Below are 26,768 nucleotides of genomic sequence, written 5' to 3'. Positions count from 1 at the left end.
GGCCCCTGAGCCCTATGACCGGCGTGGCGGGCGGACGCCGCGGAACTCCCAGTCGCCGCCGAGGGCGGTCGAGCGCACCTCCTCCGACTCCGTCGGCTGCGCGCCGACGTCGGAGCGGATGGGGGCCGGCCCGGTCACGACGTGGTTGGTCAGCCGGCCGAGCCCTTCGGCCTCGACCTCGACCACGTCGCCCGGCCGGACGGGCCGCGAGCCCGCCGGGGTGCCCGACAGCAGCACGTCGCCGGGGTGGAGGGTGATCGTCCGGGCGATGTCGGCGACCAGGTAGTGCATGTCCCAGGTCATCTCGTCGGTGTTGCCGTCCTGGACGACCTCGCCGTTGACGTACGTGCGCAGGCGCCTGCCGCGGAAGTCCCAGCCGGTCACCAGGCCGGGGCCGAGCGGGCAGAGCGTGTCGGAGCCCTTGACGCGCAGCATCGACCCGGCGTCGGTGTCGCGGAAGTCGTGCAGCCCGAAGTCGTTGGCCACGGTGTAGCCCGCGATGAACGCATCGGCCTCGGAGGGGGCGATGTTGCGGCAGGTCCGGCCGATGACGATGGCGATCTCGCCCTCGTAGTTGAGCCACTTGCAGCCCTGCGGCCGCACGACCGCGCCCCGGTGGGAGTTGAGCGAGGAGGTGGGCTTGTGGAAGTAGGTCGGCGCGTCCGGCAGCCGGGTCCGGAACTCCTCGACCCGGCTGCGGTGGTTCAGGTGCACCGCGATGATCTTCGTGGGGACGACCGGCGGCAGGTGCACGGCCTCCTCGGCCCCGACCCGGCGGCCGTCCGCGGCGACGAGCTCGTCCCCGTCGCGGACGGTCTCGGTGACGGCGCCGTCCAGCAGGACGCGGCGGTACTCAGGCATGGGCGTTCTCCTGTCGGGGTGCGGTCCAGCCGCCGGCCGGGCGGTCGAACCAGAGCAGGGCCTGGCCGGTGCCGACGGAGTTCTCGTACTCGCCGTACTGACGGGCGGGGGCCGTGCAGCGCTCCTCGCCGAGGGCGCCGGCCAGCATGACGTAGTGGTGGAATCGGGCCTCGGGCCTGTACGTCCAGAACTCCGGCATCGTGCGCAGGACCTCGTCGTGGCGGCCCTGCCGGAACCATTCGATGCGCCGCAGGTCGGCGGCGCGGGCCTCGGGGGTGAAGATGTGCCGCGGGTCGCTGGACTCGTGGTCGCGCAGCTCGCGCAGCGGCCAGAACGTGTGCGACAGCGCGCCGGAGGCGATCACCAGCACCCGTCGGTCGGTGGCCGCGACGCCGTCGGCCAGCGCGCGGCCGAGCCGCAGATGGTCCTCCATGTCGCCGGTCTGGCAGACGCCGATGCTCACCCAGCGCTTGCCGGGCAGTCCCTCGCCGAGGTACTTCCACAGGTTGGTGGTGGCGTAGTAGATCGGCAGGTACTCGTCGTCGATGGGGGTGATCCAGGTGCCGTGGCGGTCCGCGAAGGAGGCCACGTTGCGGGCCAGCTCGGGGTCGCCGGGGAAGTCGTACGGCATCCGGCACATGCCGCGCGGCAGTTCCTCGGAGGTGAACAGCCCGGCCCGGCGCGTCTGGGCGGTGACCACGAACTCGACCGTGGTGGCCCAGTGGGAGTCCAGCACCACGACGGTGTCGTAGTCGTCGCGCTCGAAGACGTCCCGGCGCAGCTCGCGCAGGCCGGTGACGAGGGTGATCTCCTTGCCCTCGTTTAGCTCCCGCCGGGTGCGCTCGGGCAGCACGATGGTGGGGACGTGCGCGAGCAGGCCCGCCCCGACGATCTCACCCATGGTCGTTCCAGCCCTTCGGCGCGGTGACGGTGTTCTTCAGGTCGCAGTAGAAGTCGAAGCTCCAGGTGCCGCCCTCGCGGCCGACGCCGGACTCGCGGGAGCCGCCGAAGGGCGCGCGCAGGTCGCGCACGAAGAAGCAGTTGACCCACACCGTGCCCGCCACCAGCCGTTCGGTGACCCGGCGGGCGCGCTCGCGGTCGCCGGTCGCGACGGTGGCGGCCAGGCCGAAGCGGGTGTCGTTGGCCAGCCGGACGGCCTCCTCCTCGGTCTCGAACGTCTGCAGCGTGAGCACCGGGCCGAAGACCTCCTCCTGGACGATCTCGCTGTCCTGGGCCACGTCGGTGAGCAGGGTGGGCCGGTAGTACAGGCCGTCCCCGCGCTCGCCGCCGATGACGGCGCGGGCACCGGCCGCAAGGGCCCGCCGGACGAACCCGTCGATCTTCTCCACCTGGCGCGGATGGATGTTGGGGCCGACGTCGGTGGCCTCGTCGCGCGGGTCGCCCTGGACCAGGGCCGCGGCCCGTCCGGTGAAGCGGCGGACGAACTCCTCGGCGATCGGCGCCTCGACCAGCAGCCGGGTGGCGGCCAGGCAGACCTGCCCGGCGTTGTCGTACTGCTCGACGGCCAGGTCCACGGCCAGGTCGAGGTCGGCGTCGGCGAAGACCAGCAGCGGCGACTTGCCGCCCAGCTCCAGGCTGAGCGGGGTGAGGTTGGCGGCGGCCGAGCGGGCGATGCGCCGCGCGGTCGGCACCGAGCCGGTGAAGCTGACGCGGCGCACGCCGTGGTGCTCTACCAGGGCCTGCCCGGCCTCGTCGCCGAACCCCTGGACGACGTTGAGCACGCCGTCCGGCAGCCCGGCCGCGGCGGCGACGTCGGCCAGCAGGGAGGCGGTGAGCGGCGACCACTCGGCGGGCTTGAGCACCACCGTGTTCCCGGCGGCGAGCGCGGGGGCGATCTTCCAGGTGGCCAGCATGAGGGGCGCGTTCCACGGCGTGATCAGGGCGCAGGGCCCGGCCGGGTCCCAGGAGACGTGGTTGGCGTGGCCGCGGGTGTCGAAGTCGTCGTGGCCGAGGCCCTCCAGCCAGTCGGCGAAGAAGCGGAAGTTGTGCGCCACGCGGGGCATGACGCCGCGGCGGTGCGAGCGCAGCAGGGCGCCGTTGTCGCGGGTCTCGACGGCGGCCAGCTCCTCCAGCCGCTTCTCGACGCCGTCGGCGATGGCCCGCAGCACGGCGGCCCGGCCGGCGCGCGGGGTGGCGGCCCAGCCGGGGAAGGCGTCCTGGGCGGCGGTGACGGCGGCGTGCACCTCGGCGGGGCCGCCGCGGGCGATCTCGCCGAGCGCGGCGCCGTCGATGGGCGAGAGGTCGGTGAACGTGCGCGCGGAGGCGACGCGCCGGCCGCCGATCCAGTGGCGGGTGTCGACGGTGACCCCGGCGACGGTGATCTGTTCGGACATGTCGGGTGCTTTCCTTCTCAAGGGGCTAGTGCGCGCCGGAGGTGCCGGATTCCAGGAGCGTGCCGCCGTCCCACACCACGCCGACCTGGCGGAAGTAGGCGCCGATGGGCTCGCGGACGACCAGCCGGGACAGCTCCTCGGTGGGGGCGTCGAACAGCTCCAGCTCGGCGTCGCCCGCCCACGCCTGGCCGGCCTCGAAGGCGGCGGCGCCGGACTCGACCAGCTCGTCGAGCGCCAGCCCGCCGCCCTTGCCGATGGCGGGCAGCCAGCGGTGGTGGGCCATGGGGTGGCCGTTGACGAACCCGTTGTGCGGCGACGGCTCGCGCAGGGTCACCACGGCCTGGGCCAGGCGGCGGTCGGCGGCGGCCAGCGTCGCGCCGAACCGGGCGCCCGCCTCGATGCGGGGCGCGGGGCCGTACGGGTGCGGCCGGGTCTGGTGGATCGACCCCAGCTTCTTCGGATAGCCCTGGTGCAGCCCCCTGGCGACGGCGAAGTCCTTGTCCACCCAGATGTAGACGCACCTGGAGTAGGTCCGCCCCCGGTAGGAGCACCGGACGACGGCGAACGCCTCCTTGTACTGCGAGCGCACCGGGTCGAGCAGCTCCTCGCGGGAGGCAGCGCAGGACTGCCAGTCGGCCCAGATGAGCGCGACCGCGCCCGGGTCCTCGGCGGCCGGTTCCAGCGGCTCGGGCAGCAGCTCGCGCACCCGGTCGGGATCGGTGCGGTACTCGATCGTGAGCAGGTCGCCGGAGTAGTGCCACGGCGGCTCCGGGACGAGGGACGAGCGGCCCGTGGCCGTCTTGGGGTGGAAGTAGCCGCGGACGCCGGCCAAGATGGTCCTCCTGGAACTCGTTTGGTTCCAAATAAAATATGAACATCCAGGCCGATCGGTCAACAGCTCTTGCGGCAGCCAATACGCGCCCGTTACGTTTGGCGTCAAACGACCCTAGGAGAGACCGGTGCAGCAGCACATCGACCGCCTGACCGAGCGGGGCGTCGACGTGGTCCGCGTGACCTACCCCGACCTGACCGGGACCGACCGCGCCCGCGACGTCCTGCTGGAGGCGCTGCCCGACGCCCTCGGTCACGGCCTCGCCTTCTGCCGCGCCGTCTACCACTCCACCCCGCGCGGCGGCACCGCCGACATCAGCGGCGGCCTGGACGCGGGGCTGCCCGACATCGCCGTCGTCCCCGACCTGGCCACGCTCACGCCGCTGCCGTGGGAGCCCGGCGTGGCCTGGTGCCACGGCGACGTCGTCGACCCGGCCACCGGCGCCCCGGCCCCCGAGTCGCCGCGCGACCTGCTGCGCGCCGTGCTGGCCCGGTGCGCCGAGCAGGGCCTGCACCCGGTCGTCGGGCCGGAGCTGGAGTACTTCCTGTGCGACCCGGCCCCCGCGGGCGGCTGGCAGCGGTACGCCGAGGCGACCGGCAACGTCTACACCGCCGGCCGCCGCGGCGACCCCGACGGCCACCTCACCCGCACGCTGCGGCACCTGCGCGACCTCGGCCTCGGCGTGACGGCGGGCAACCACGAGTTCAGCAGCGGCCAGTTCGAGATCAACCTGCGGCACTCCGAGGCGCTCGACGCGGCCGACCGGGCCTTCTGGTTCAAGGCGGCGGTCAAGGAGCTGGCCCGGGTGGAGGGCAGGCTGGCGACGTTCATGGCCAAGCCGTTCAACGACGAGGGCGGGTCGGGGTTCCACCTGCACCTGTCGTGCCTGGGCGAGGACGGCGGCAACGCCTTCGACGACCCGGCCGCGCCGTACGGGCTGTCGGCGACCGCGCGGCACGCGATCGCGGGCGTGCTGGCCCACGCCCCCGCGCTGGCGGCGCTGGCCAACCCGACGGTCAACTCCTACAAGCGGTTCGGCCCCGACACGCTGGCCCCCTGGCTCGTCGACTGGGGGCTCGACAACCGCAGCGCGATGCTCCGCGTCCCGCCGGAGCGCGGCGCGGGCGCCCGCTTCGAGCTGCGGCTCGGTGACGCCAGCGCCAACCCGTACCTGCTGGTCGCCGGGACCGCGGCCGCCGCGCTGCTGGGGGTGCGGGCGGCCGAGGAGCCGCCCGCGCCGCTCGTCGGGTACGGCTACGACGCCTCCAAGGCCCCGGTGCTGCCGATGACCCTGCCCGCGGCCCTGGACGCCCTGGAGGCCGACGGCGAGCTCACCGAGCTGCTCGGCAAGGACTTCACCGCCGCCTTCCTGGCCTACAAGCGCGACGAGGTCGCCCGCTTCCAGCGGCACGTCACCGACTGGGAGTTCGGCGAGTACGCCTACCACCTGTGACCCGTCATTCGATCGCGCGCTGCGCCAGGTCCTCGGCCAGCGCGATGATCTCCGGGTTGTAGGGCGCCTTCTCCCCCGGGACGTACCGCACCCGGTCCAGGCCGCGCCGGTAGCGGAACACGCCCCGGCGCTCGTGCAGCTCCCAGTCCACCGGTCCGCCGTAGTCGAAGCCGACGCTGATGCCGGTGAAGGGCGCCATGCCGAGCAGTTGCGGGACCCGCTCGACGGCCAGCGCCGGCTTGCCGTCCACCAGCGCCTCGATGTCCCAGCGCATCTCCGGCAGCGCCGTGAAGCGGGCCGTGACGGTCACCGGGCCCGCCGCCGGGAGCGGGCCGGCCGCCCGCACCGGCACGCCGTAGGCGTTGTAGGTCAGCCGCAGCTCGCCGTCCTCGACGTACAGGACGTAGCCGCCGCCCTGGTCGCCGTGGGCCACGATCACGCCCTCGTCGCCCGGCCGCCGCTCCAGCCACGCCTCGATGGTGAAGGACCGCATGGAGGTGAGCCTGCTCGACCGGAACCGCTCCAGCACCGGGGTGCCCGGATGGATCGTGACCGGCTCCGACAGCGCCAGCTCGGCCGCCGGCCGGGTGTTGAGCATGTCCGGCGTGTCGGCCAGCGGGAAGACCGTGTTGAGCCAGGCCGCCGCCCGCCACTTCGCGGCCAGGTCGGCCACCCGTTCCGGCTGCTCGGCGGCCAGGTCGGTGGTCTCGGCCGGGTCGCGGGCGATGTCGTACAGCTCCCAGCCGTCGTCGGTGAACGGCGTGCCGGGCAGGTGCGGGGCGATGAGCTTGTAGTGGTCCTCGAAGTAGCCGCGCTGACCGCCGCTCTCGACGTACTGCGAGCGGTGCCGGCTCGGCCGGTCGCGCTCGCGCAGGAAGTGGTCGAACGGGACGCCGTCCACGTCCTGGGGAGGGTCCAGGCCGGCCAGGGTGAGGAGGGTGGGCGCGACGTCGGTGACGTAGGCGTACTGGTCGCGCACGCCCGGGTCGCCGTCCTGCCTGGGCAGCCCGGCCGGCCACGACAGCACGAACGGCACGTGGATGCCGCCCGCGTAGGCGTGGCCCTTGTAGAGGCGGAACGGGGTGTTGGAGACGTTCCCCCAGCCGCGCGGGTAATGGCCGTGGACCTGGGGGCCGCCGACGAGGCCGAGGTCGCGCGGCACGTCGTGGCACCAGTCGCGGGGCAGGCCGGCCAGGTGCACGAAGCGGCTGAGGTAGCTGCGGGTGCCCTCGGGGCCGCCCTCGGCGGTCGCGCCGTTGTCGCTGGTGACGACGATGACGGTGTCGTCGTACTCGCCGATGCGCTTGAGGTGCTCGACCAGCCGGCCGAGGCTCTGGTCCACGGCGTCCACGGCGGCGGCGTAGACCTCCATGTGGCGGGCGTACAGCTCGGTGCGCTCCTCCCACGGCGCCAGGTCCGGGTCCGAGGGCCGGGTGCCCTCGGGGAAGAGGCCGTCGCGGAGCTGGCGGGCGAAGCGCTCCTCGCGGATCCGCGCCCAGCCCGCGTCGTAGCGGCCGCGGTACTTGGCGACGTCGGCGGGCTTGGCCTGCACCGGGCCGTGCACGGCCTGGTGGGCGAAGTAGAGGAAGAACGGCTTGTCGGCGTCGTTGGCGCGCAGGCCGTTGATCATGCCGATGGCGCGGTCGGTGAGGGCGTCGGTCAGGTAGAAGCCGTCCGGGAAGCCCTCGTCGGGGATCGGGCCGTTGTCGCTGATCAGGCGGTGCGGGTGGAACAGGGACGTGAAGCCGTCCATGGAGCCGTAGTAGCGGTCGAAGCCGCGCTGGAGCGGCCAGGAGCTCTTGTCGGCGCCGTCGTGCAGCTTGGACTCGACGGTCAGGTGCCACTTGCCGACCATGAACGTCGCGTACCCGCCGGCCCGGAACGACTCGGCCAGCGTGGGCACCTCCCGCGGGATCTCCATCCGGTAGCCGGGATAGCCCGGGTCCACGTGGGCCACCGTCGCGAACCCGGCCCGGTGCGGGTTGAGCCCGGTCATCAGGGCGGCCCTGGAGGGCGAGCAGAGCGGGGTGCTGTGGTAGTTGACGAGCCGGTAGCCGGACTCGGCCAGCGCCTGCACGTGCGGCGTGTCGATCTCCGAGCCGAACGGCGACAGGTCGCTGAACCCCAGGTCGTCCACCAGCACGACGACCACGTTGGGCGCCCCGGGACGCGCCCGCCGCGGCCGCGGCCACCAGGGCGTGGACTGCGAGGCCAGCTCGCGGGCCGTGCCGCCGAAGCCCTCGTACCCCCTGCTCGGCGGCGTGCTCACGGGCCCTCCGGGTCGACGGCGTCCCGGTCGGCCCACAGCGGCGCCACCCGGGCCCGCAGCTCCTCGGCGCCGACCCGCTCGACCAGTTCCACGGCCGCCAGGTTGTCGCGGAGCTGGTCCAGGCTCGTCGCGCCGAACAGCGTGGTGGTGTTGGCCGGGTGGGTGAGCGTGAAGGCCACGCACACCTGCGCGGGGGTGGCGTCCAGGTCGGCGGCGATCGCGGCCAGCTCGGCCGCCGAGGCCGCGATGCGCTCCCTGACGCCGCCGGGGTCGCGGCCGACCTGCCGGTCCACGCCCTTGCCCAGCAGCACGCCGCCCTCCAGCACGTCGGAGGACTGCAGCGTCACGCCCTGGGCGAAGATGCGGGCGAACGGCGCGCCGTCGGGGATCGAGCGGCGCGAGACGCTGTACTTCAGCTGCGCGACGGCCGGGCCCTCGACGCCCTCGCCGGCGGCGGCGTCGATGAGCGTCTGCACGTTCGAGGCCGACCAGTTGTTGACGCCCCAGCTCCGGATCAGCCCTTCCTTCGCCAGGCCGGCCAGGTCGAGGACGAGCCGGTGCAGGTCCACGCCGTCGTGCCGCAGGTCGCCCAGCACCACGAGGTCGGCGTGGTCGGCGCCGGCCCGGAACAGGGCGTTGAGCAGCTGGTCGCGCAGGCTGTGGTCGGGGTAGCCCTCCAGCCACAGCTTGGAGGAGAGCAGGTAGTCCTCGCGGCGCAGGCCGGCCGCGCGCACCAGGGCCGAGAAGATCACGTCGGTGAACACGGGCGGCATGCCGGGGAAGCCGTAGACGCCGACGTCGAACAGGTCGATGCCGCGGTCCACGGCCTCGCGGATCATGGCGACCGCGTCGTGGAAGTCCATGCGGTCGTAGGTGTGCCAGGAGCCGAGGGCGAGCACGCCCGTCTCCGGTCCGGTACGTCCGATGCGGCGGCGCGGGATGGTCTGCACGGTTTGGCTCTCCTAGGGCAGGCGGGGGTCGACGACGGCCTTGATCTGGCCGAGCCGGGACATCGACTCGACGCAGGCGGTGGCCTGCGCCAGGCCGACGGGCTCGCTGAACAGCTCGTCCCACGGCATGCGGGCGGCGAAGGTCCGGAAGAACTCGATCGAGCGGTGGTAGTCGGCGATGTCGCCGTTGAGCGAGCCGACCACGGTCAGCTCCTTGCCCATGACCGCGCCGAGCGGCACGGGCGCGAGCTCGAAGCCGGTGGAGCCGACGATCACCACGGTGCCGCGCTGGGCGGCCACCGCGACGGCCTCCTCGGCCACGGTAGGCGCTCCGGCCAGGTCGAACACGTAGTCGGCGCCGCGCTCCCCGGCCAGCTCCCTGATCCGGGCGACGCGCTCCTCCTTGCTCAGGTCGGTCGAGACGGTCGCGTCGGCGCCGAAGCGCCGGGCGGCGGCCAGCCGGTCGTCCGGGCCGCCCACGGTGATGACGGTGCCCGCGCCGGCGATCCTGGCGACGGCCGTGGCGAAGATGCCGAGCGCGCCCGCGCCCTGCACCACCACGGTGGCGCCGGTCCTGATGCCGCCGGCCCGGTCCACGGCGCGCAGCACGGTCTTGGCCGCGCAGCCCGACATCGAGGCCCAGGTGTCCTTGACGTCGGCGGGCAGCAGCAGCTTGGCCGCGCCCGGGGTCACGTAGCAGTACTCGACCAGGCCGCCCGTGGCGTACGGGGGGCGGTCGGCGCGCTGCGTGAAGCCGTAGCCGCGATTGGCGCAGGCGACCGGCTGGCGCAGCACGGCGCAGCCGTAGCAGTGTCCGCAGGTGGACTCCGACCAGCCGATGCGGTCGCCCGCGCCGACGGGGCGGCCGAGGGCGTCGGTGGTGCCCGGCCCGGCCTCGACGACCTCGCCGACCATCTCGTGGCCGAGGATCATCGGCAGCATCCCGGGGAACGTCATCTGGCCGGCCCACAGGTGCACGTCGGTGCCGCACAGGGTGGTGCACGTGATGCGCACCAGGGCGGCGCCGGGCTCGACGGCGTCCGGCAGCGGTACGTCCTGAAGGCTGAGGGGCTTGCCGTGCTCGGTGAGGACGGCGGCGGCGGTTCTCGTAGGCATGGTCACCTTCGTGGCTTTCGACCGTTAAGTGTGGTTAATCTACACTCGTTGACAAACAATTACAGCCCCTCGGGAGGAACCCGGTGTCAGCGGACGAGTACGCGGACCTCGTGGCGGTCGGCGGCAACGTGCTCACCTTCGACGCCCGCGACGGGCGGGCCAGCGGCCTGGCGGCGCGGGCCGGCCGCCTGGTGGCGGTCGGCACGGACGAGGAGGCCCTGGCGCACGCCGGGCCGGGCACCCGGGTGCTCTCCCTGGCCGGCCGGACGGTCCTGCCCGGCATCAACGACTCCCACCTGCACGCCGCCTGGCTGGGCGCGGTCTGGCCGGACACGCTGATCAGCGAGAACGGCCTGTCCGCCCACCAGGGCCGGCTGCTGGCCGACGAGGAGTCCAGGCGGGCCGCCATCCTGCGCGCCGGGCGGATCTGCGCCTCGCTCGGCATCACCAGCTACACCGAACCCGGCCTCGGCCCCGGCGAGGACGACGGCGAGACCGGCTGCTTCTCCCAGGCCGTCCTGGACACCTACGCGACGCTGGCGAAGGAGGGCGAGCTGCGGGCCCGGGTGACCGCGTTGCGGCTGTTCGGCGCCCTCGACGGCCCCAGCACGCTGGAGGACGTCGCCACCGGCCTGGACGCGCCCCTCCCCCGCGCCGACCCCGCCTGGCTCAACGTGACCGGGCTCAAGATCTTCGCCGACGGCATCCCGCCCATGGGCTCGGCCTGGACCTGCCACCGCTACACCTCCGGCGGCCACGGATCGCTGCTGGTGGCGGGGGCGGACGACGCCGCGCGCGAGCACAACCTGCGCACCATGATCCGGCTGGCGCACTGGGCGGGCCTCCAGGTCGGCGTGCACGCCACCGGCGACCGGTCCATCGACGCGTTCGTGGACACAGTGGCCGAGCTGGAGCACGGGGCCTCGGGGCGGCACTACGTCATCCACGGCGACCTGGTGAACCCCGCCCAGATCGCCCGCATGGCCGGGCTCGGCATGGGCCTCACCACCCAGCCGGTGATCGCGTCCGCCACCGCCGGCTGGGTGGCCGGCGCGCTCGGCCCGGAGGTCGCCGGGACGGCCTGGCCGCTCCAGGAGCTGCTGGCCAGTGGGGTGACCTTCACCCTGAGCAGCGACGGGCCGGTGACCACGCCCGACTGGCGGGCGCAGGTGGCGGCGGCGTGCGGGCTGCTGGGCGAGCGGGCGCCGCGCCCCCGGCTGATGACCCGCCTGCTGCGCTGCTACACCACCGCGCCCGCCGTCCAGGACGGGGCGGAGGCGTGGAAGGGGTCGCTGGAGTGGGGCAAGGCGGCCGACTTCTGCGTGCTGGAGCGCGACCCCCTGGAGGTCGCGCCGGCGGACCTGCCGCAGGTCGCGGTCGACGCCACCGTGACCGCGGGGCGGATCGTCCACCTGCGCGACGGGGTGTCGCTGGACTGACCGGCGGGGCCGGTGGCGGCCCGGCCCCGCCGGGGGCGGGTCAGGCCAGGAGCTGGCCGCCGTCCACCTGGAGGCTGACGCCCGTGATGTGGCGGGCGCCGTCGGAGGCCAGGAAGAGCACGGCGGGGACGATGTCGGCCACCTGGGCGATCGAGCCCAGCGGGATCCGGGCCTCCCACGCCTTCCTGGCCGCGTCGTCGGTGGCGAACATGGCCGTCATCGGGGTGAGCACCGGGCCGGGGGCGACGCCGTTCACGCGGATGCCGTGGGGGGCCAGCTCGATGCCGGCCGAGCGGGTCAGGGCGTCGATGGCGGCCTTGGTGGCCTCGTAGTGGCCGAGGCCGGGCGTGGGCTGGCGGGCGCCGATGGAGGAGATGTTCACCATGCAGCCGCGGACGCCGCGCGCCACCATGTGCGCCCCGACGGCCCGGGTCATCAGGAACGTGCCGCGGAAGTTGACCCGGGCGCAGGCGTCGAAGACGTCGACGTCGAGCCCGATGAGCGGGCCGCCACCCGCGGTGTGCCCGGCGTTGTTCACCAGCACGCCGATGTCGCCGTGCTCTGCGGCGACGGCCGCGACGGCGGACTCGACGGAGGCGGCGTCCCCGACGTCCACCTGGACGTGGTGGGCGCCGAGCTCGGCGGCGACCGCCCTGGCCCGCGCCTCGTCGAGGTCGGCGATGACCACCCGGTCGCCCGCCGCGGCGAAGGCTTCGGCGACGCCGCGGCCGATGCCGCTCGCGCCGCCGGTGACGAGGACGGTCCTGGGAACGACAGGCTCGCTCATGTGGGGGTTCCTGTTCGGTTCGGGCCTTCGCAGACGGGGCTGCGCGGGCGTCCTGGGTTTATTATTATACAAGCGTAGACAAAAAAGGCTTCATCCGGCAGGGAGTGGATCGACGTGAGCGACACACAGCGGGTTCCGGCACGGCGTCTCGGACCGGGCGGCCCGGCGACGTCCCTGTTCGGGCTGGGGTCCTGGAACACCTGGGACCGCATGGAGTTCGGCGACGCGGTGGCCCTGATCAGGGCGGCCCTCGACGCCGGGGTGACCCTCTTCGACGTCGCCCACTACAACATGGGCCCGCACGCCGAGCAGGCCCGTACGGACCTCATCTTCGGCCGGGCGGTGCGCGAGGCGGGCGCGAGCCGGGAGGACTGGCAGCTCTGCGGCAAGCTCTGGCTGTGGGAGTACCCGCGCACGGGCTTCCGCGAGCAGCTCGACGTCAGCTTCGACCGCGTCGGCGTCGAGAGCGCCGAGACCGTCGTGGTCGGCGACTATATGCAGCGGCCCGACATCCGGCGGATCGTCACCGACGTCGCCGAGCAGATCGCGGCCGGCCGCTTCACGAGCTGGGGCGTCAACAACTGGATCGCCGAGGACGTCGACCTCGCGCTGAGCTTCGCCGCCGAGGAGGGCCTCACGCCGCCGAGCTTCGCCCAGCTCAAGTACAGCATCGCCCGCCGTTCGATGGCCGAGGGCGGCTTCTACGGCCGGCACTTCGCCTCCGGCGCGCTGGCGTTGCAGGCCAGCGACGTCTTCGAGGGCGGCATCCTGGTGGGCAGGAGGTTCCCCGAACGGAAGATCGGCGCGGACCCGGGCGGCATCCGGGAGGCCGTCAGGCAGGCCGCGGACGCCGTCGCGCGGGTCGCTGCCGAGTTCGGCGCGACGCCCGCCCAGGTCGCGATCGCCTTCTGCCTGGAGCATCCGGCGGTGGCCAACGTGCTGTTCGGGGTGAGCAGGGCGGCCCAGCTGGAGGACAACCTGGGCGCGCTGCGGCTGTGGCGCGAGCACGGCCCGCAGGTGCGCGCGGCCCTGGCCGGCCTGTGGCTGGACCGCGACGTGCGCGCCGACGGCGTCTGGACCCCCTGACCCGGCCGCGGGGCCGCCCGGCCGATCGCCGGGCGTCCCCACGCGTGCCCTCACCGCGCCGGACGGCGGGTGCGCAGCTTCTGCAGCTCGCTCATCGACCGGGCGCGCGCGTTCACCACGTTGCGCATGCTCGACCCGATGAGGTTCAGCAGCAGCACGCAGAGCATGATGGCCACGCCCGGCAGCACGATCAGCCACGGCGCCTGCGTCAGGTACGACCGCCCTTCGGCGATCATGTTGCCCCACGTCGGCGTGGGCGGCGCGATGCCCAGGCCGAGGAAGCTCATCGCACCGTCCACCAGCATGGCCGAGGCCGACAGGATCACGACCTGCACCAGCGCCAGCGGCAGCACGTTGGGCAGCACGTGCACGAACAGGATCTTCGCCGGCCGCATGCCGGACACCCGCGCCGCCCCGATGTACTGCCGGGCCGCCACGCCGAGCACCCGGCTGCGGATCACCCGGGCCGTGAACGGCGTGAAGATGACCGTCAGCGCGATCAGCTCGGTCCAGATGCTGGCGCCGAGCCCGATGGCCAGCGCCATGGCCAGGATGATCGCCGGGAACGACATCCAGGCGTCCATGATCCGCATGACGACGGCGTCCACGGCCCGGTAGAAGCCGCTGACCAGGCCGATCACCATGCCGGTGAAGGCCGCGCAGAGCGTGATGAGCGCCGAGAGGCCGAGCGAGGCCCGGCCGCCGGAGACCAGGCGGCTCAGCACGTCCCTGCCGTAGGAGTCGGTGCCGAGCAGGTGGTCGGCCGAGGGCGGCAGCAGCCGGTGCACCGGGTCGGTCGCGTTCGCGTCCGGCAGGAACACCGGCAGCAGCACGACGGCCAGCACGACCAGGACGAGCAGCGCGGTGGCGGTGATCAGCACCCGGTTGCGGCGCCAGGCCCGGGAGGCCGCGGAGGGCCGCCCGGCCGTCCCGACGCGCCCGGCGACGGCCTGGGAAGTCACGAAACACGCACCTTGGGGTCGAGGAGGGCGTAGGACAGGTCGACGACCAGGTTGACCAGCACGAACATCAGCGCGACGAACAGCGTCACGCCCTGGACGAGCGGGAAGTCCCTGGTCGAGACCGCGCCCATGAGCAACGAGCCCAGCCCGGGGATGACGAAGATCGACTCGATGATCACGATGCCGCCGACCATCATCGCGAAGTTGCTGCCGAGCTGGGTGACCAGCGGCATGAGCGCGTTCGGCAGCACGTGCCCGAGCATGACCTGCCGCTCCGACAGGCCCTTGACCCGCGCGGTGCGCAGGTACGTCTGCGGCAGCTCGCCGAGCACGCTCTCCCGCAGGGTCAGCGTGAACAGCGCCGACTGCCCGATGACCAGGCACACCACCGGCAGCACCAGCATCGGCACCCCGGCGACCGGATCGGCGAAGAGGTCGGCGTACCCGCTGGAGGGGAACCAGCGCAGCGACACGGCGAACACCAGCACCAGGATCAGCGCGATCCAGAAGTCGGGGATCGCCATGCCGAGCGAGGAGAGCAGGTTGAGCGCGCGGGCCACCGGGTTGCGCGGCGAGACCGCGTTCCACGAGGTGACCAGCACCGCGACGACGAAGCTGAGGACGGTGCTGATCACCGCCAGGGTCAGCGTCGGGACGAAGTGCTCGGCCACGACCCCTGCCACCGGCGCGTGGTAGGTGATCGACGAGCCGAAGTCGCCGCCCGCCACGTTGCCGAGCCAGCTCAGGTACTGCTCCCACAGCGAGCCCGTCAGGCCCATGCTCTGCCGGAGCGCCTCGACGTCCTGGGGCCTGGCCGTCGGGCCGAGGATGGCGATGGCCGGGTCGCCCGGGATCAGGCGGATGACGAAGAACATCATCGTGCCCACGATCAGCAGGATGACGACCAGGTCACGCAGCCGCCGGAGCAGGAGTCCCGCCATGTTCCCCCCTCACTTCCGCAGCCAGGAGTTCCAGAACACGCGGTAGAACGTGTCGTACCCCTTGAGCTTGGGCGAGTAGGCGGCGTACAGCTTCGACTGGCTGATCGTGATGACCGGGAGCTGCTGCCACACGAACGCCTGGAGCTGGTCCATCAGCGTCCTGGCGGTCTCGGGGGAGGTCGCGGCGTTGTAGTCCTCGATCAGCTTGGCCAGCTCGGGCGAGCCGGAGCCGTTGAACGCCCCGAGGGTCAGCGCGGGCATCTGCGAGGGCGAGGTGAGCGCGGCGTTGAAGAACAGGGTGGTGACGTCCCAGCCGCCGGGGTCCTTGGTGATCGTGCCGAGCATCGTCGGGAAGTCGTAGGTGTCGATCTTCGTCTTGATGCCGATCTTGGAGAGCTGGTCCTGCAGCAGCACCGCCCACTGGCTGAACTGCGGGTAGCTGCTGGAGGTCAGGATCCGCACGGTGTCACCGGCGTTGACGCCGGCCTGCGCGAACAGCTCCTTGGCCCTGGCCGGGTCGTGCTGCCTGTAGACGTCGTCGCCGGCGGTGGAGTACAGGCCCTTGTTGTCCTGCGAGACCAGCGCGCCCACCTCGGCGGTCAGGTCCGGGCCGCCGCCGGTGGCGGCGTTCAGCGCGGGCTTGTCCATCAGCAGGTTGAGCGCCTGCCGGGCACGCACGTCGGAGAACTTCGAGCCCTTGTTGAAGTTGGGGATCAGCACGTTCTGGTTGGCCCCGGCCAGGTTCGACACGACCACGGCGGGGTTGTTCTTCAGCGGGGTGTACTGGTCGTCGCCCGGCATGGCGTGCGCCCACTGGCCGGTCTGCAGGCCGTTGACCACGGCGTCCTGGTCGGCGACGACCTTGTAGGTGACCGTGTCGAGGTAGGCGTGCTTGGCGCCGGCCTGGCCGCCCCAGTCCTCCTCGGCGCGCGACTTGTAGCCGTCGTAACGCTCCAGCACGACCTGCTGCCCGATGTCCCAGCTCTTCAGCTTGTACGGCCCGGTGCCGACCGCGCCCTCCTTGGCGAAGCCGGTGGCCGGCACGTCCTTGAGGTTCTTCGCCTCGTAGATCTCCGCGCCGGGGCTGGCCAGCTCGTCGATCAGCGGGTATCGCGGCTTCTTCAGCTCCAGCGTGACCGTGCGGTCGCCGGTGGCCTTGAGGCTCTTGACGTCGGCGGCGACCTGCTGGCCGGTGACGTGGCTCTTCAGCCAGCGCTCCAGGCTGGCGACCACGTCGGCGGCGGTGAGCGGGGCGCCGTCTTGGAACGTGACACCGGCGCGCAGCTCGAAGGTGTAGGTGAGCCGGTCGTCGCTGCGCTTGTAGGTGTCGACCAGCATCGGCCTGGCCGCGAAGGCCCTGTCGACCTCGAAGAGCTTCTCGTACAGCATGTTGCCGATGTGGGCGGTGACCTGGCCGGGGTTGGCGACCATGTCCAGCGACTGCGGGTCGGTCGGCACCGCGACCACGAGGTCGCCCCCGCGTACGGGGGCGCCGGCGTCGGCGGAGGACGAGGAGGACGACGTCGCGCCGCCCGCGCAACCGGAGAGCAGCAGGGCGCTCGCCGCGGCGGCGGAGACGAGCCCGGCCCTCAGGCTCTTGAGCACGTTCATGGTGGGTTCTCGCTCTTGCTCTAAAAGGGGGGACAGAAGAGAAGGCCGGCCCGGGGCTATTCCACGTATGCCGACAAGTCGGGGTTCGCGGCGAGGAGCCGGCGCGTGTACTCGTGGGTGGAGGAGGAGGCGATGGTTTCCGGGGCGCTGACCTCGATGAGGTCGCCCTTGTACATCACGCCGACGCGGTCGGCCACCGACAGCACCAGGCTGAGGTTGTGCGTGATGAACAGGAAGCTGATGCCGTGCGAGCGGCGCAGCTGCAGGAGGAGGTTCATGACCTGGCCCTGGACGGAGACGTCGAGGGCTGAGGTGGGCTCGTCGGCGACGATGAGCTTCGGCTCGGCGGCGACCGCGCGCGCGATGGACACGCGCTGGCGCATGCCGCCGGACAGTTGCGAGGGCAGCTTGCGGGCGCAGTCGGCGGGCAGGCCGACCTCGTCGATCAGCTCGGCCACCCGCCGGTCGAGGTCCGCGCCGCGCAGCGGGGTCAGCTCGCGCAGCGGCTCGGCGATGATGCGGGCCACGGTGTGCCGGGGGTCGAGCGAGCTCTGCGGGTCCTGGAAGATGAGCTGGGCGGCGCGGCGGAAGGAGCGCTCGTCGCCGCGCAGCCCCGCCTCGGTGATGCGGTGCCCGCCGAAGGAGATGCTGCCCGAGGTCGGCCGTTCCAGGGCGCTGACCATGCGGCCGAGCGTCGTCTTGCCCGAGCCGGACTCGCCGACCAGGCCGAAGAACTCGCCGGGCGCGATCTCCAGCGAGACGCCGCCGACCGCGCGCACGCTCCCCCGGCGGCCGGTCCGGTAGACCTTGGTGACGTTCTCGATGACCAGGGGCGGGGTGCCGTCGGCGGGGGCGGGCTCGTCGCCGAGCGCCGGCGTCTCGGTCACGCTGCCGCCGGAGCTCCCGATGGCGGTCTCGGTGGCGGTCTCGGTGGCGGCCCGCAGCCTGGTCTCCGAGATCGTCGGGAATCCCGTACGGCGGCTGACGCCGAGCTGCGGCACGCATTCCAGCAGCGCCTTGGTGTACGGATGCGTAGGCTTGCGGAGGATGTCCATCTTGTCGCCGACCTCCACCAGCCTGCCCCGGTACATGACGGCGATCCGGTCGGCGATCTCGGCGGCGACGCCCATGTCATGGGTGATGAAGACGCAGGCGGTCCGGTGCTCACGCTGCACGCGACGGAACAGCGCCAGGATCTCGGCCTGCGTGGTGACGTCGAGGGCGGTGGTCGGCTCGTCGGCGATGAGGACGTCGGGGTCGGACATCAGCGCCATGGCGATCATCACGCGCTGCTGCATGCCGCCGGACATCTGGTGCGGATAGAGCGCCATGATCCGGTCGGTGTCGGCCAGCCCGACCTCGGTGAGCAGGCTCCTGGCCTTGGCCTCGGCCTCGCGGCGCAGCCGGCTGCCGCGGCGCAGCGCCTGCCGGGGCAGCGCGCCCTCGGGCCGGTAGCCCTCGATGAGCTGCGCGCCGACGCGCTGGGCGGGGTTGAGCGAGTCCAGGGCCTCCTGGAAGATCATGCCGATCCGGGCGCCCCGGTAGGCGCGCATGCCCTCGGCGCTCAGCCGCGTGACGTCCACGCCGCCGACCTCGATCGCGCCCTCGGTGCAGGCCGGGGCCACGAACTCCAGCAGGCGGATGATCGACAGCGCCGTCACGGTCTTGCCGCTGCCCGACTCCCCCACCACGCACAGCGTCTGCCCGGAGGCGACGTCGAGGGTGAGCCGGTGGACGAGTTCCTGGGGCTCGGCGTCCTCCCGGGTGACGCCGATGGTCAGATCCGTCAGGTTGAGCAGCGACATGCGCGAGAGCTCCATTCCAGGCACCGGTCCCGTGCTCGAAGTGGGGCACGCAAACCCACACTGAGCTGCCGAAAGGCCATGTTCGAGCCAGATAGTTCTACAAAGGTTGACAGAGGGTCCCCCTACTGTCAACGGTTATTCCACGTTCGTAGACAGAGGGTCTATGGTGAACGTCTACATTCGTAGACAATACAGAAAGGGCAGGGCCTTGACCATGTCCACGCCTTCCCCCACGCCGGATCCGATCGTCGCCATCGCCACCGGTTACATGGGCGCCAAGCAGCTCTTCGCGGCCAGCCGCATCGGGCTGTTCGAGGCGCTCGCGGACGGCGAGCGCAGCGCCGGGGAGATCGCGGCGGCCACCGGCGTCACCCCCCGCATGGCCCGGATCCTGGCCGACAGCATGGCCGGGCTCGGCCTGCTGACCAGGACCGACGGCCGGTACGCCCTCGGCGCCGACGCGGCCGGCTACCTGGCCGGGCAGAGGTCGTCCGAGCTCGACCTCGGGCCGTTCCTCACCTTCCTCAACCAGATCAGCTACGGCCACTGGCTGCAGTTCGACACGACCGTGGACACCACCGAGCCGGGCGTCCTGGACACCTCGGGCGACCGGTGGAGCACGTTCATGGCCGGGGTGATGACGTACAACAGCCTGCACGCCAGGATGCTGGGCGGCGCGTTCGACTTCTCCGGCTTCCGCAGCCTGCTGGACCTGGGCGGCCTGTCCAGCGCCTTCGCCTTCGAGGCCCTGCGCGCCAACCCTGAGCTGCGGGCGTCCTTCGTGTACGACCCGGCCTTCGCCGACTCCGTCACCCGGCAGGTGGCCGAGGCCGGGTTCGCCGGCCGGGCCGAGGTGACCGGCGCCCCGACCGACACGGCCACGCCCGCCGGGCCGTACGACCTGGTCATGGTGAACCACGTCATCCACCGCTTCGGCGTCGAGCAGAACCGGGCCATCCTGCGCAACGCCCGCGCGGCGGCGGCGCCGGGGGCGCGGCTGCTGCTGCTCGACTTCTTCCTCGACGACGACGCCGAGCAGCGGGCCATCGACGCGCTGCACGCCGGGGAGTACCTGGTGATCGACGGGACTGTCGTCCACGAGGAGTCGCAGGTGCGCGCCTGGCTCGACGAGGCCGCCTGGAAGCCGGTGGACAAGCTGGCCCTGCCGGGCAGCCCGCGCGTCATCGTGGCCGAAGCGGTCTGAGCACGGCGCGGCCCGCGCCGCCGGAAAGGCGGCGCGGGCCGGAACGCGCGGGTCAGGGCCGGGAGATGCGGGTCAGGGCCGGGAGATGCGGGTCAGGGCCGGGAGATGCGGTCGAAGAACGACTCCAGGTGCCGCTTCTGCAGCTCGACCGTGGAGAACTGCGGGCCGACCAGGCTCATCACGTTGGCCCCCGCGTTGAGCAGCACGAGCTCGTCCACGAGCTGCTCGTCGGGGATCGAGGTGTGGATGTCGCCGTCGGCGCGGCCCTCCTCGATCAGCCGGTGCAGCATGCCGCGCCAGGCCCGCAGGTGCTCCAGGTACTTGTCGTACAGCTTGGGGTTGGTCAGCGAGGTCTGCCAGAAGATCAGCAGCACCCGGCCGGCCGTGATGCGCTCCTCGTCGATCGGCATCGCGGCCTCGCACATCTCGCGCAGCGCGCCCAGCCCGCGGCGGCCGTCGAGCTTGACGTAGCTGGTCACGATGGCCAGGGCGCGCTCGTACGTCGCCTCGATGATGTCTTCCTTGCCGGGGAAGTAGTGCTTGAGCGCGCCGTTGGCGAAGCCCGCCGCGTTCGCGATCTCGCGCATGGTGGCCGCCTCGATGCCCCCCTTCGTGATCAGGTCCCACGTGACGTCGATGATGTCGCTGCGACGCTGGTCGTGGTCGATGATCTTGGGCATGCGGCACCCCTTCGTACGGCGTTTCGTCTACCAGTGTAGGACAAAATGCCGCGAGGGTATGACCCGATCGTTAGCCGTGGGTGACCCGGACGTCATAGAGGGCGCCGGCGGTGTTCGTCTTGTGCGCGCAGGCCAGCCGTTCGATCTCGGCGGGGTCGGCTCCCCCGGCGATGAGATCGAGCAGGTGCTCGTGCTCCTCGACCGAACGGCGGGCCCGGCCCGGCAGGTAGCCGAACACCGAGCGCCGCATGTGGTCCAGCCTGGTCCATTCGGCCTCCAGCAGGAAGTTCAGGTGCTCGTCGTCGCAGTGCTCGTAGACCGAGAAGTGGAAGGCGCGGTTGAGCGCGGTGAACGCGGTGGGGTCGAAGGAGTCGAGCGCCTGGAACAGCCGGGCGTTGATGTCGCGGGAGCGCGCCACGTCCGCCGGGCCCATGCGCGGGGCCGCGACGGCGGTCGCGTACCCCTCCAGGCGGGCCAGCACCTCCAGCGTGTGCCGCACCTGCGCCGCGTCGAAGACCGCGACGCGGGCGCCGACGTTGCGCACGACCTCCACCAGCCCGTCGGACTGCAGGCGGCGCAGCGCCTCGCGCAGGGGGATCGTGCTGACGCCGATCTCCCGCGCGAGGCGGTCCATGACGAGCTGGTAGCCGGGGCCGTAGGTGCCGTCCAGGATGCGCGCACGCAGGATCTCGTAGCTGAGCTCCGCCTTCGACGCGACTCCGCCGGTGCTGGTCACGCGCCGGACGCCGGATCGGCCGCTGCATCGGACGCTGCATCGGACGCTGCATCGGACGCTGCGTCGGGCACTGTGCCGGACGCTGTGCCGGACGCAGGGCCCGGCGCCGTGCCGAGCGCTTCGGCGAGCGCGGCGCGGAACTCGGGGCCGGCCAGCGCGCCGCGGTGGTCGCCGGGGACGGTGACCAGCCGGGCGCCCGGGACCAGCGCGACGACGTTCTCGATGCCGGAGGTCATCATGTCCCGCGCGCCCGCCACGAACACCGGCGGCGTGCGCCCGGCCCAGCCCTTGGGCTCGAACGGCGTGCCGCGCAGTCCCTCGACCAGCCGGACCAGCCCGGCGGCCCGGCCGGGGTCGCCGCCGGAGGCGCCCGCGATCATCGCCGCGATCATGCCGGTCATCGGGTCGCCCGGCTCGCCGCCCGCCACGGCCGAGCGCAGCGCCGCCACGTCCAGCGCGGCGAACGGCTCGAACGGGCTGAGTCCGCCCAGCACGACCGCGCGCACCCGGCCGGGCGCCAGCTCCGGCAGTTCCCAGGCGAGCCGGGCGCCGAGCGAGTAGCCCACCACGTCGAGCGGCCCGTCGCCGGTCGGGGCGAGCAGCGCCGCCGCGATCCCGGGCGCGCCCACCGGCTCGTCCAGGGCCGGGCTCCCGCCGTGGCCGGGCAGGTCGGGCACGACGACCACGCGCCCGGCCGCGGCCAGCGCCGCCGCGATCCCGGTCTCCACCCAGTCCTGCCGCCCGCTGGAGGCGAACCCGTGCAGCAGCAGCACGGGCGGCCCGCCGGCGGGCCGGTCGGGCGTGAACGTCTGTACGGCCGCCATGTGCGCCGGCTCCTTCATCTCGTGTGGTACGCGGGTACGGGGAAGTCGACGACCACCTGGCCGGTGCCGCTGCTGCCGAAGTACGGGCAGAGCTGCTCGCCGCGCCCGGTGTACTCGCGCCAGCCGAGCAGCCCGAACAGCATGGCGGTGTCGGCCATCGCGCCCTCGCCGGTGCAGCGCTCGTTGTAGTCGGGCAGCATGTCGAGGAATTCCGGGATGCGTCCTTCGTCCCACATCTCCAGCACCGCGTGGTCGACCTTGCGGTTCAGCTCGCTGCTCACGTCGTCGAGCAGCGACTCGGCGATCTCGTTGGGCGGGAAGGCGTGCGAGAGCGACCCGCTGGCCAGGAAGGCCACCTTCCTGTCGCTGCGGCGTACGGCCCGCAGCAGCGCCTCGCCGATCCGCCGGTTCTCCTCGACGGTCGAGTAGATGTTGCAGCCGATGGGCAGGACCCGGATGTCGGTGTCCTGGTTCATGAAGTACATCGGCACGAGTGTGGCGTACTCCAGGCCCAGGTCCTGGTAGGTGTGCACGCGGGCCTTCTGGCCGCCCGCGACGATCTCCTCGCGGATCAGCTCGGCCAGCTCGGGATCGCCCGCGTAGTCGTAGGCGAGGTCGTGGATGAAGTGCGGCAACTCATGGCTGACGTACGTGGCCCGGTGGCGCGGCTTGCCGTTGAGGTGGAAGCCGATGCTGTTCATCCAATGGGTGTCGGCGATCAGGAACGTGTCCGCGCCGCGCTCGCGGGCCCGCCTGCCGACCTCGGTCAGGGCGAGCTCCGCGGGCCGGCGGATGCCGAAGTGTTTGCCGGGCTGGATCGACAGCCAGATCGACGGCACGTGCGTGATCTTGGCGGCCAGCACGATCTCACCCATCACGCCACTCCCCGGCCTGCTTGGGCGGTCTGAACCATCATCCGCACTCTCCTCTCCACTGATGACGTGATGAGCATCATGTAGGCATCTGAGGGGGTATGTCGATATTGTTCCACATGCCATAACATAAATGATGTCGTATATGATTTGGAAGGAGACGAGGTGGGACACCCTCTCGGCCTGTCACCAGGGAAGATCGTCGCGGTCCATCTGAACTACCGCAGCCGCGCCGCCGAGCGCGGTCGCGTCCCTGCCGTCCCCTCCTACTTCCTCAAGCCGCCGACGTCCCTGTCGTGGTCCGGACGGCCCGTGGTGCGTCCCGAGGGGTGCGAGCTGCTGGCGTTCGAGGGCGAGATCGGCATCCTCATCGGCAGCCGCGCCCATCGCGTCTCCCCCGAGCGTGCGCTGGAGCACGTGGCCGGGTACGTGGCGGCCGACGACTTCGGCGTCTACGACTTCAAGCACGCCGACCTCGGCTCCAACCTGCGGGCCAAAGGCCAGGACGGGTTCACGCCGGTCGGCTCCGAACTGCTCACCGGCGCCGACCCCGGACGGTTGTGGCTGCGCACGTACGTCAACGGCGAGCTCGTCCAGGAGGCGTGCACCGACGAGCTGCTGTTCGGCTTCGACCTGCTCGTCGCCGACCTGTCCCGGTACATGACGCTGGAGCCCGGCGACCTGATCCTGGCCGGCACCCCGGCGGGCTCGACCGTCGTGAGGCCCGGCGACGTGGTGGAGGTCGAGCTGGAGGGCACGGCCCGGCTGCGCAACGAGGTCGTCGCCGGCCAGGAGCCACCCACGGCGTACGGCGTCCAGCCCCAGGTCACCGAGGCGACCAGGGCCGCCGCGTACGGCGCCGCCCATCCCGCCCCCGACTCCGCCCCTGATCCTGGCCCCCTGACCCAGGAGGTCGTCGCCGCGCTGCGCTCGGTCTCCACCGCGACGCTCTCCTCCCAGCTCCGCGCGCGCGGCATCGACCACCACTTCATCGAGGGCGTCCGCCCCGCCCGTCCCGACCTGCGCATGGTCGGCGTCGCACGCACCCTGCGCTACCTGCCGCTGCGCGAGGACGTCTTCGCCGAGCGCGGCGGCGGCATGAACGCGCAGAAGCGGACCGTCGAGGAGCTCCAGCCGGGCGAGGTGCTGGTCATCTCCGCCCGCGGCGAGCACGGCGCGGGCACGCTGGGCGACATCCTGGCCATGCGCGCCCTGCGCCGCGGCGCGGCCGGCGTCGTCACCGACGGCGGGCTGCGCGACAGCCCCTCCTTCGCCTCGCTCGACCTGCCCTCCTACTACGGCGCCGCGCACGCCGCCGTGCTCGGCCGCCGCCACGTCCCGATGGACTCGCAGGTGCCGGTGGACTGCGGCGGCGTGCTGGTGTGCCCTGGCGACGTGCTGGTGGGCGACGCGGAAGGGGTCGTCGTCATCCCGCCCGCGCTGGTCGCCGAGGTCGCCCGGGACGCCGTCCGGCAGGAGGACGAGGAGCGTTTCATCCTCGATCGCGTCGCCGAGGGAGCCTCGATCGACGGCCTCTACCCGCTGAAGGGCGCCTGGCGCGAGGCGTACGAGCAGCAGCGCTGACCCCCCAAGAAGGAGAACCCATGAAGTTCCGCTCGGATCCGTCGACCATCCGCGGATCCATCGCCCCCGTGGTGACGCCGTTCGCCGCCGACGGGTCGCTGGACCTGGACTCGTTGCGCTCGCTGGTGCGCTGGCAGCTCGACCAGGGCTCGCACGGCATCTCGACCGGCGGGTCCACCGGCGAGCCCGGCGCCCAGTCCGTCGAGGAGCGCGTCGCGGCGATGGCCGTGGTGGCCGAGGAGACCGCCGACCGGGTGCCGTTCCTGCCCGGCACCGGCTCGGCCAAGCTCGACGAGACCCTGCGGCTGACCGCCGAGGCCGAGCGCCTGGGCGCCGACGCCGCCCTGGTCATCACGCCCTACTACGCCCGTCCCACCCAGGAAGCCCTCTACCGCTGGTACGCCACGGTCGCCGCCGAGTTCCCCGCGCTGCCGATCGTGATCTACAACGTGCCCTCGCGCACCGCCGTCGACATCGCCCCCGCGACCGTGGCCAGGCTGCGCCGCGACCACGACAACGTCGTCGGCATCAAGGAGACCACCAAGGACTTCGAGCACTTCTCGCACGTGCTCAACCTGTGCGGGCGCGACTTCCTCATGTGGTCCGGCATCGAGCTGCTCTGCCTGCCGCTGCTGGCCATCGGCGGCGTCGGCTTCGTCAGCGCGGCGGCCAACCTGGCGCCGAAGACCGTGGCCCGCATGTACGAGGCGTACACCGCGGGCGACCACGCGACCGCGCTGGAGCTGCACTACTCGCTGCACCCGCTGGTCGAGCTGCTGTTCGTGGAGACGAACCCGGCTCCCGCCAAGTGGGTGCTGGAACAGCGCGGCCTGATCGCCTCCGGCCACGTACGAGCCCCCCTGATCACCCCCACCGAGCCCGGCATCGCCCGGATCAACGAACTACTGGCACAGAGCGAGGGAGTCGCCTGATGAAACTGGAGCACTACATCGGCGGCCGGCACGTCCCGAGCCAGTCCGGTGCGACCTTCACCGCGCTCGACCCGACCACGAACGAGCCGTACCTGGAGGTGGCCGCGGGCGGCGCGGCCGACGTGGACGCGGCCGTCGCCGCCGCCCAGAAGGCGTTCACCGACGGCCCGTGGAGCACGATGCCCGCCGAGCAGCGGGCCGGTACGCTGCGCGCGATCGCGGCGGCCATCGAGTCCAGGGACGACGAGATCGCCGCGCTGGAGTGCCGGGACACCGGCCTGCCGATCACCCAGGCCCGCGGCCAGGCCCGCCGCGCGGCGCACAATTTCCGCTTCTTCGCCGACGTGATCACCACCATGGGCGAGGACGTCTACCGCGTCGGCTCCGCGCAGCTCAACTACGTCGTGCGCAAGCCGGTCGGCGTGGCCGGGCTGATCACGCCGTGGAACACGCCGTTCATGCTGGAGACCTGGAAGCTGGCCCCGGCGCTGGCGGCCGGCTGCCCGGTGGTGCTCAAGCCGGCCGAGTGGTCCCCCGCCTCGGCGAGCCTGCTGCCGGAGATCATGGAGGAGGCCGGGCTGCCCGAGGGCGTGTTCAACCTGGTCCACGGCATCGGCGAGGACGCGGGCGCGGCGCTGGTGGCCCACCCCGACGTGCCGGTGATCTCCTTCACCGGCGAGAGCGGCACCGGGCAGACCATCATGCGCAACGCCGCGTCGTCGCTGAAGACGCTGTCGATGGAGCTGGGCGGCAAGTCGCCGCTGCTCGTCTTCGACGACGCCGACCTGGACCGGGCGCTCGACGCGGCCGTCTTCGGCGTGTTCTCGCTGAACGGCGAGCGCTGCACGGCCAGCTCGCGGATCCTCGTCCAGGACACCGTGTACGAGGAGTTCGTGACCAGGCTGGCCGGGCGGGCCGCGCGGGTCCGCGTCGGCGCGCCCGGCGACCCCGCCACCGAGCTGGGCGCGCTCATCCACCCCGAGCACTACGAGCGGGTCATGGAGTACGTCGAGCTCGGCTCGCGCGAGGGCGCCCGCCTGGTCGCCGGCGGCTCCCGGCCCGAGCACCTGACGGCGGGCAACTTCCTGGCCGCGACGGTGTTCGCCGACGTGGCCCCGCACATGCGGATCTTCCAGGAGGAGATCTTCGGACCGGTCGTCTGCGTGACGCCCTTCTCCACCGAGACGGAGGCGGTGGAGCTGGCCAACGCGACCCGGTACGGCCTGGCGGCGTACCTGTGGACCAACGACCTGCGCCGGACGCACCGGCTGGCCCAGTCGATCGAGGCGGGCATGGTGTGGGTCAACTCCCAGAACGTGCGCGACCTGCGCACGCCGTTCGGCGGGGTCAAGGCCAGCGGCGTGGGCCGGGAGGGCGGCCGGCACAGCATCGACGTCTACACCGAGTCGCACATCGTGCACCTGGCCACCGAGGACCTGCCGATCCCCCGGTTCGGAGCCGCCTGAGCCG

The 26,768-nt window shown here is 72.5% G+C and carries 23 protein-coding genes; 7 read left to right on the top strand and 16 right to left on the bottom strand.

Annotated elements, in window-relative coordinates; genetic code table 11:
- Positions 1-12: 12 nt before the first annotated feature.
- Genes ACIBQ8_RS14865 through ACIBQ8_RS14850 form a run of 4 tightly spaced genes read right to left on the bottom strand, consistent with a single transcriptional unit; the run spans position 13 to position 4,047 of the window.
- Positions 13-861 carry a fumarylacetoacetate hydrolase family protein gene (locus ACIBQ8_RS14865; RefSeq protein WP_397192161.1) on the bottom strand — a complete coding sequence of 283 codons (849 nt, stop codon included), beginning with the start codon at positions 859-861 and terminating at the stop codon, positions 13-15.
- The gene (locus ACIBQ8_RS14860; RefSeq protein WP_397175844.1) at positions 854-1,762 is read right to left on the bottom strand and encodes a 3,4-dihydroxyphenylacetate 2,3-dioxygenase; all 909 of its coding nucleotides are present in this window, start codon (positions 1,760-1,762) and stop codon (positions 854-856) included. Before ACIBQ8_RS14860 ends, ACIBQ8_RS14865 begins: the two co-directional genes overlap by 8 nt.
- Positions 1,755-3,215 (bottom strand): aldehyde dehydrogenase, encoded by a 1,461-nt coding sequence (locus ACIBQ8_RS14855; RefSeq protein ID WP_397175842.1) that lies wholly within the window; start codon positions 3,213-3,215, stop codon positions 1,755-1,757. Before ACIBQ8_RS14855 ends, ACIBQ8_RS14860 begins: the two co-directional genes overlap by 8 nt.
- A gap of 25 nt (positions 3,216-3,240) precedes the next feature.
- Positions 3,241-4,047, bottom strand: a complete 807-nt coding sequence (locus ACIBQ8_RS14850; RefSeq protein WP_397192160.1) for an acetoacetate decarboxylase family protein — start codon at positions 4,045-4,047, stop codon at positions 3,241-3,243.
- A gap of 127 nt (positions 4,048-4,174) precedes the next feature.
- Between ACIBQ8_RS14850 and ACIBQ8_RS14845 the strand changes: the two genes are divergently transcribed.
- Positions 4,175-5,500 (top strand): glutamine synthetase family protein, encoded by a 1,326-nt coding sequence (locus ACIBQ8_RS14845; protein WP_397192159.1) that lies wholly within the window; start codon positions 4,175-4,177, stop codon positions 5,498-5,500.
- 4 nt (positions 5,501-5,504) lie between these two features.
- Here the strand turns inward: ACIBQ8_RS14845 and ACIBQ8_RS14840 are convergent, their stop codons facing one another.
- Genes ACIBQ8_RS14840 through ACIBQ8_RS14830 form a run of 3 tightly spaced genes read right to left on the bottom strand, consistent with a single transcriptional unit; the run spans position 5,505 to position 9,835 of the window.
- Positions 5,505-7,769: an arylsulfatase gene (locus ACIBQ8_RS14840; RefSeq protein WP_397192158.1), complete on the bottom strand. Its 2,265-nt coding sequence runs from the start codon at positions 7,767-7,769 to the stop codon at positions 5,505-5,507.
- Positions 7,766-8,719: an aldo/keto reductase gene (locus tag ACIBQ8_RS14835; protein WP_397175835.1), complete on the bottom strand. Its 954-nt coding sequence runs from the start codon at positions 8,717-8,719 to the stop codon at positions 7,766-7,768. The genes ACIBQ8_RS14840 and ACIBQ8_RS14835 overlap by 4 nt, the downstream gene beginning before the upstream one ends.
- A 12-nt stretch (positions 8,720-8,731) precedes the next feature.
- Positions 8,732-9,835: a zinc-binding dehydrogenase gene (locus ACIBQ8_RS14830; protein WP_397175833.1), complete on the bottom strand. Its 1,104-nt coding sequence runs from the start codon at positions 9,833-9,835 to the stop codon at positions 8,732-8,734.
- 83 nt (positions 9,836-9,918) lie between these two features.
- Here ACIBQ8_RS14830 and ACIBQ8_RS14825 point away from each other — a divergent pair, with 83 nt between their 5' ends.
- Positions 9,919-11,274, top strand: coding sequence for an amidohydrolase (locus ACIBQ8_RS14825; protein WP_397192157.1), 1,356 nt, complete (start codon positions 9,919-9,921; stop codon positions 11,272-11,274).
- A gap of 40 nt (positions 11,275-11,314) precedes the next feature.
- Here ACIBQ8_RS14825 and ACIBQ8_RS14820 read toward each other — a convergent pair whose 3' ends face one another.
- Entirely contained in the window at positions 11,315-12,061 is a 747-nt protein-coding gene (locus ACIBQ8_RS14820) for an SDR family NAD(P)-dependent oxidoreductase (protein ID WP_352352634.1), read from the bottom strand.
- A gap of 114 nt (positions 12,062-12,175) precedes the next feature.
- Between ACIBQ8_RS14820 and ACIBQ8_RS14815 the strand changes: the two genes are divergently transcribed.
- Complete coding sequence (locus tag ACIBQ8_RS14815; RefSeq protein ID WP_397175827.1) at positions 12,176-13,147, top strand: aldo/keto reductase; 972 nt, start codon at positions 12,176-12,178, stop codon at positions 13,145-13,147.
- 50 nt (positions 13,148-13,197) lie between these two features.
- On the opposite strand, the gene ACIBQ8_RS14810 is transcribed toward ACIBQ8_RS14815, so the two are convergent.
- Genes ACIBQ8_RS14810 through ACIBQ8_RS14795 form a run of 4 tightly spaced genes read right to left on the bottom strand, consistent with a single transcriptional unit; the run spans position 13,198 to position 18,466 of the window.
- The gene (locus ACIBQ8_RS14810) at positions 13,198-14,109 is read right to left on the bottom strand and encodes an ABC transporter permease (protein ID WP_397192156.1); all 912 of its coding nucleotides are present in this window, start codon (positions 14,107-14,109) and stop codon (positions 13,198-13,200) included.
- Complete coding sequence (locus tag ACIBQ8_RS14805; protein WP_397175824.1) at positions 14,106-15,050, bottom strand: ABC transporter permease; 945 nt, start codon at positions 15,048-15,050, stop codon at positions 14,106-14,108. Before ACIBQ8_RS14805 ends, ACIBQ8_RS14810 begins: the two co-directional genes overlap by 4 nt.
- Positions 15,051-15,059: 9 nt before the next feature.
- Positions 15,060-16,661, bottom strand: coding sequence for an ABC transporter substrate-binding protein (locus ACIBQ8_RS14800; RefSeq protein ID WP_397192155.1), 1,602 nt, complete (start codon positions 16,659-16,661; stop codon positions 15,060-15,062).
- Between the two features lie 56 nt (positions 16,662-16,717).
- Positions 16,718-18,466: a dipeptide ABC transporter ATP-binding protein gene (locus ACIBQ8_RS14795; protein ID WP_397192154.1), complete on the bottom strand. Its 1,749-nt coding sequence runs from the start codon at positions 18,464-18,466 to the stop codon at positions 16,718-16,720.
- 214 nt (positions 18,467-18,680) lie between these two features.
- On the opposite strand from ACIBQ8_RS14795, the gene ACIBQ8_RS14790 reads away from it, so the two are divergent.
- Positions 18,681-19,670 carry a methyltransferase gene (locus ACIBQ8_RS14790; protein WP_397192153.1) on the top strand — a complete coding sequence of 330 codons (990 nt, stop codon included), beginning with the start codon at positions 18,681-18,683 and terminating at the stop codon, positions 19,668-19,670.
- A gap of 92 nt (positions 19,671-19,762) precedes the next feature.
- Here the strand turns inward: ACIBQ8_RS14790 and ACIBQ8_RS14785 are convergent, their stop codons facing one another.
- The 4 genes from ACIBQ8_RS14785 to hpaD form a co-directional block, all read right to left on the bottom strand.
- Entirely contained in the window at positions 19,763-20,350 is a 588-nt protein-coding gene (locus tag ACIBQ8_RS14785; protein ID WP_352352627.1) for a TetR/AcrR family transcriptional regulator, read from the bottom strand.
- Between the two features lie 70 nt (positions 20,351-20,420).
- The gene (locus ACIBQ8_RS14780) at positions 20,421-21,086 is read right to left on the bottom strand and encodes a GntR family transcriptional regulator (RefSeq protein WP_397192152.1); all 666 of its coding nucleotides are present in this window, start codon (positions 21,084-21,086) and stop codon (positions 20,421-20,423) included.
- Entirely contained in the window at positions 21,083-21,910 is an 828-nt protein-coding gene (locus ACIBQ8_RS14775; RefSeq protein ID WP_397192151.1) for an alpha/beta fold hydrolase, read from the bottom strand. Before ACIBQ8_RS14775 ends, ACIBQ8_RS14780 begins: the two co-directional genes overlap by 4 nt.
- 14 nt (positions 21,911-21,924) lie before the next feature.
- Positions 21,925-22,785 carry a 3,4-dihydroxyphenylacetate 2,3-dioxygenase gene (gene hpaD / locus ACIBQ8_RS14770; protein ID WP_397192150.1) on the bottom strand — a complete coding sequence of 287 codons (861 nt, stop codon included), beginning with the start codon at positions 22,783-22,785 and terminating at the stop codon, positions 21,925-21,927.
- A 162-nt stretch (positions 22,786-22,947) separates the two neighbouring features.
- On the opposite strand from hpaD, the gene ACIBQ8_RS14765 reads away from it, so the two are divergent.
- The 3 genes from ACIBQ8_RS14765 to hpaE are packed head-to-tail and all read left to right on the top strand — an operon-like array spanning position 22,948 to position 26,764.
- Positions 22,948-24,366: a fumarylacetoacetate hydrolase family protein gene (locus tag ACIBQ8_RS14765; RefSeq protein ID WP_397192149.1), complete on the top strand. Its 1,419-nt coding sequence runs from the start codon at positions 22,948-22,950 to the stop codon at positions 24,364-24,366.
- Positions 24,367-24,386: 20 nt separating this feature from the next.
- Positions 24,387-25,298, top strand: coding sequence for a 4-hydroxy-tetrahydrodipicolinate synthase (gene dapA, locus ACIBQ8_RS14760; protein ID WP_397192148.1), 912 nt, complete (start codon positions 24,387-24,389; stop codon positions 25,296-25,298).
- On the top strand, positions 25,298-26,764 hold the full coding sequence (hpaE, locus tag ACIBQ8_RS14755; protein ID WP_397192147.1) for a 5-carboxymethyl-2-hydroxymuconate semialdehyde dehydrogenase: 1,467 nt from the start codon (positions 25,298-25,300) through the stop codon (positions 26,762-26,764). Before dapA ends, hpaE begins: the two co-directional genes overlap by 1 nt.
- The last annotated feature ends 4 nt before the right edge of the window (positions 26,765-26,768 follow it).

Source organism: Nonomuraea sp. NPDC049646 (genome assembly GCF_044465525.1).
Taxonomy (GTDB): Bacteria; Actinomycetota; Actinomycetes; order Streptosporangiales; family Streptosporangiaceae; genus Nonomuraea.
Note: the sequence above shows the minus strand (reverse complement) of the source record. Positions and strands in the feature narration are given on the sequence as shown.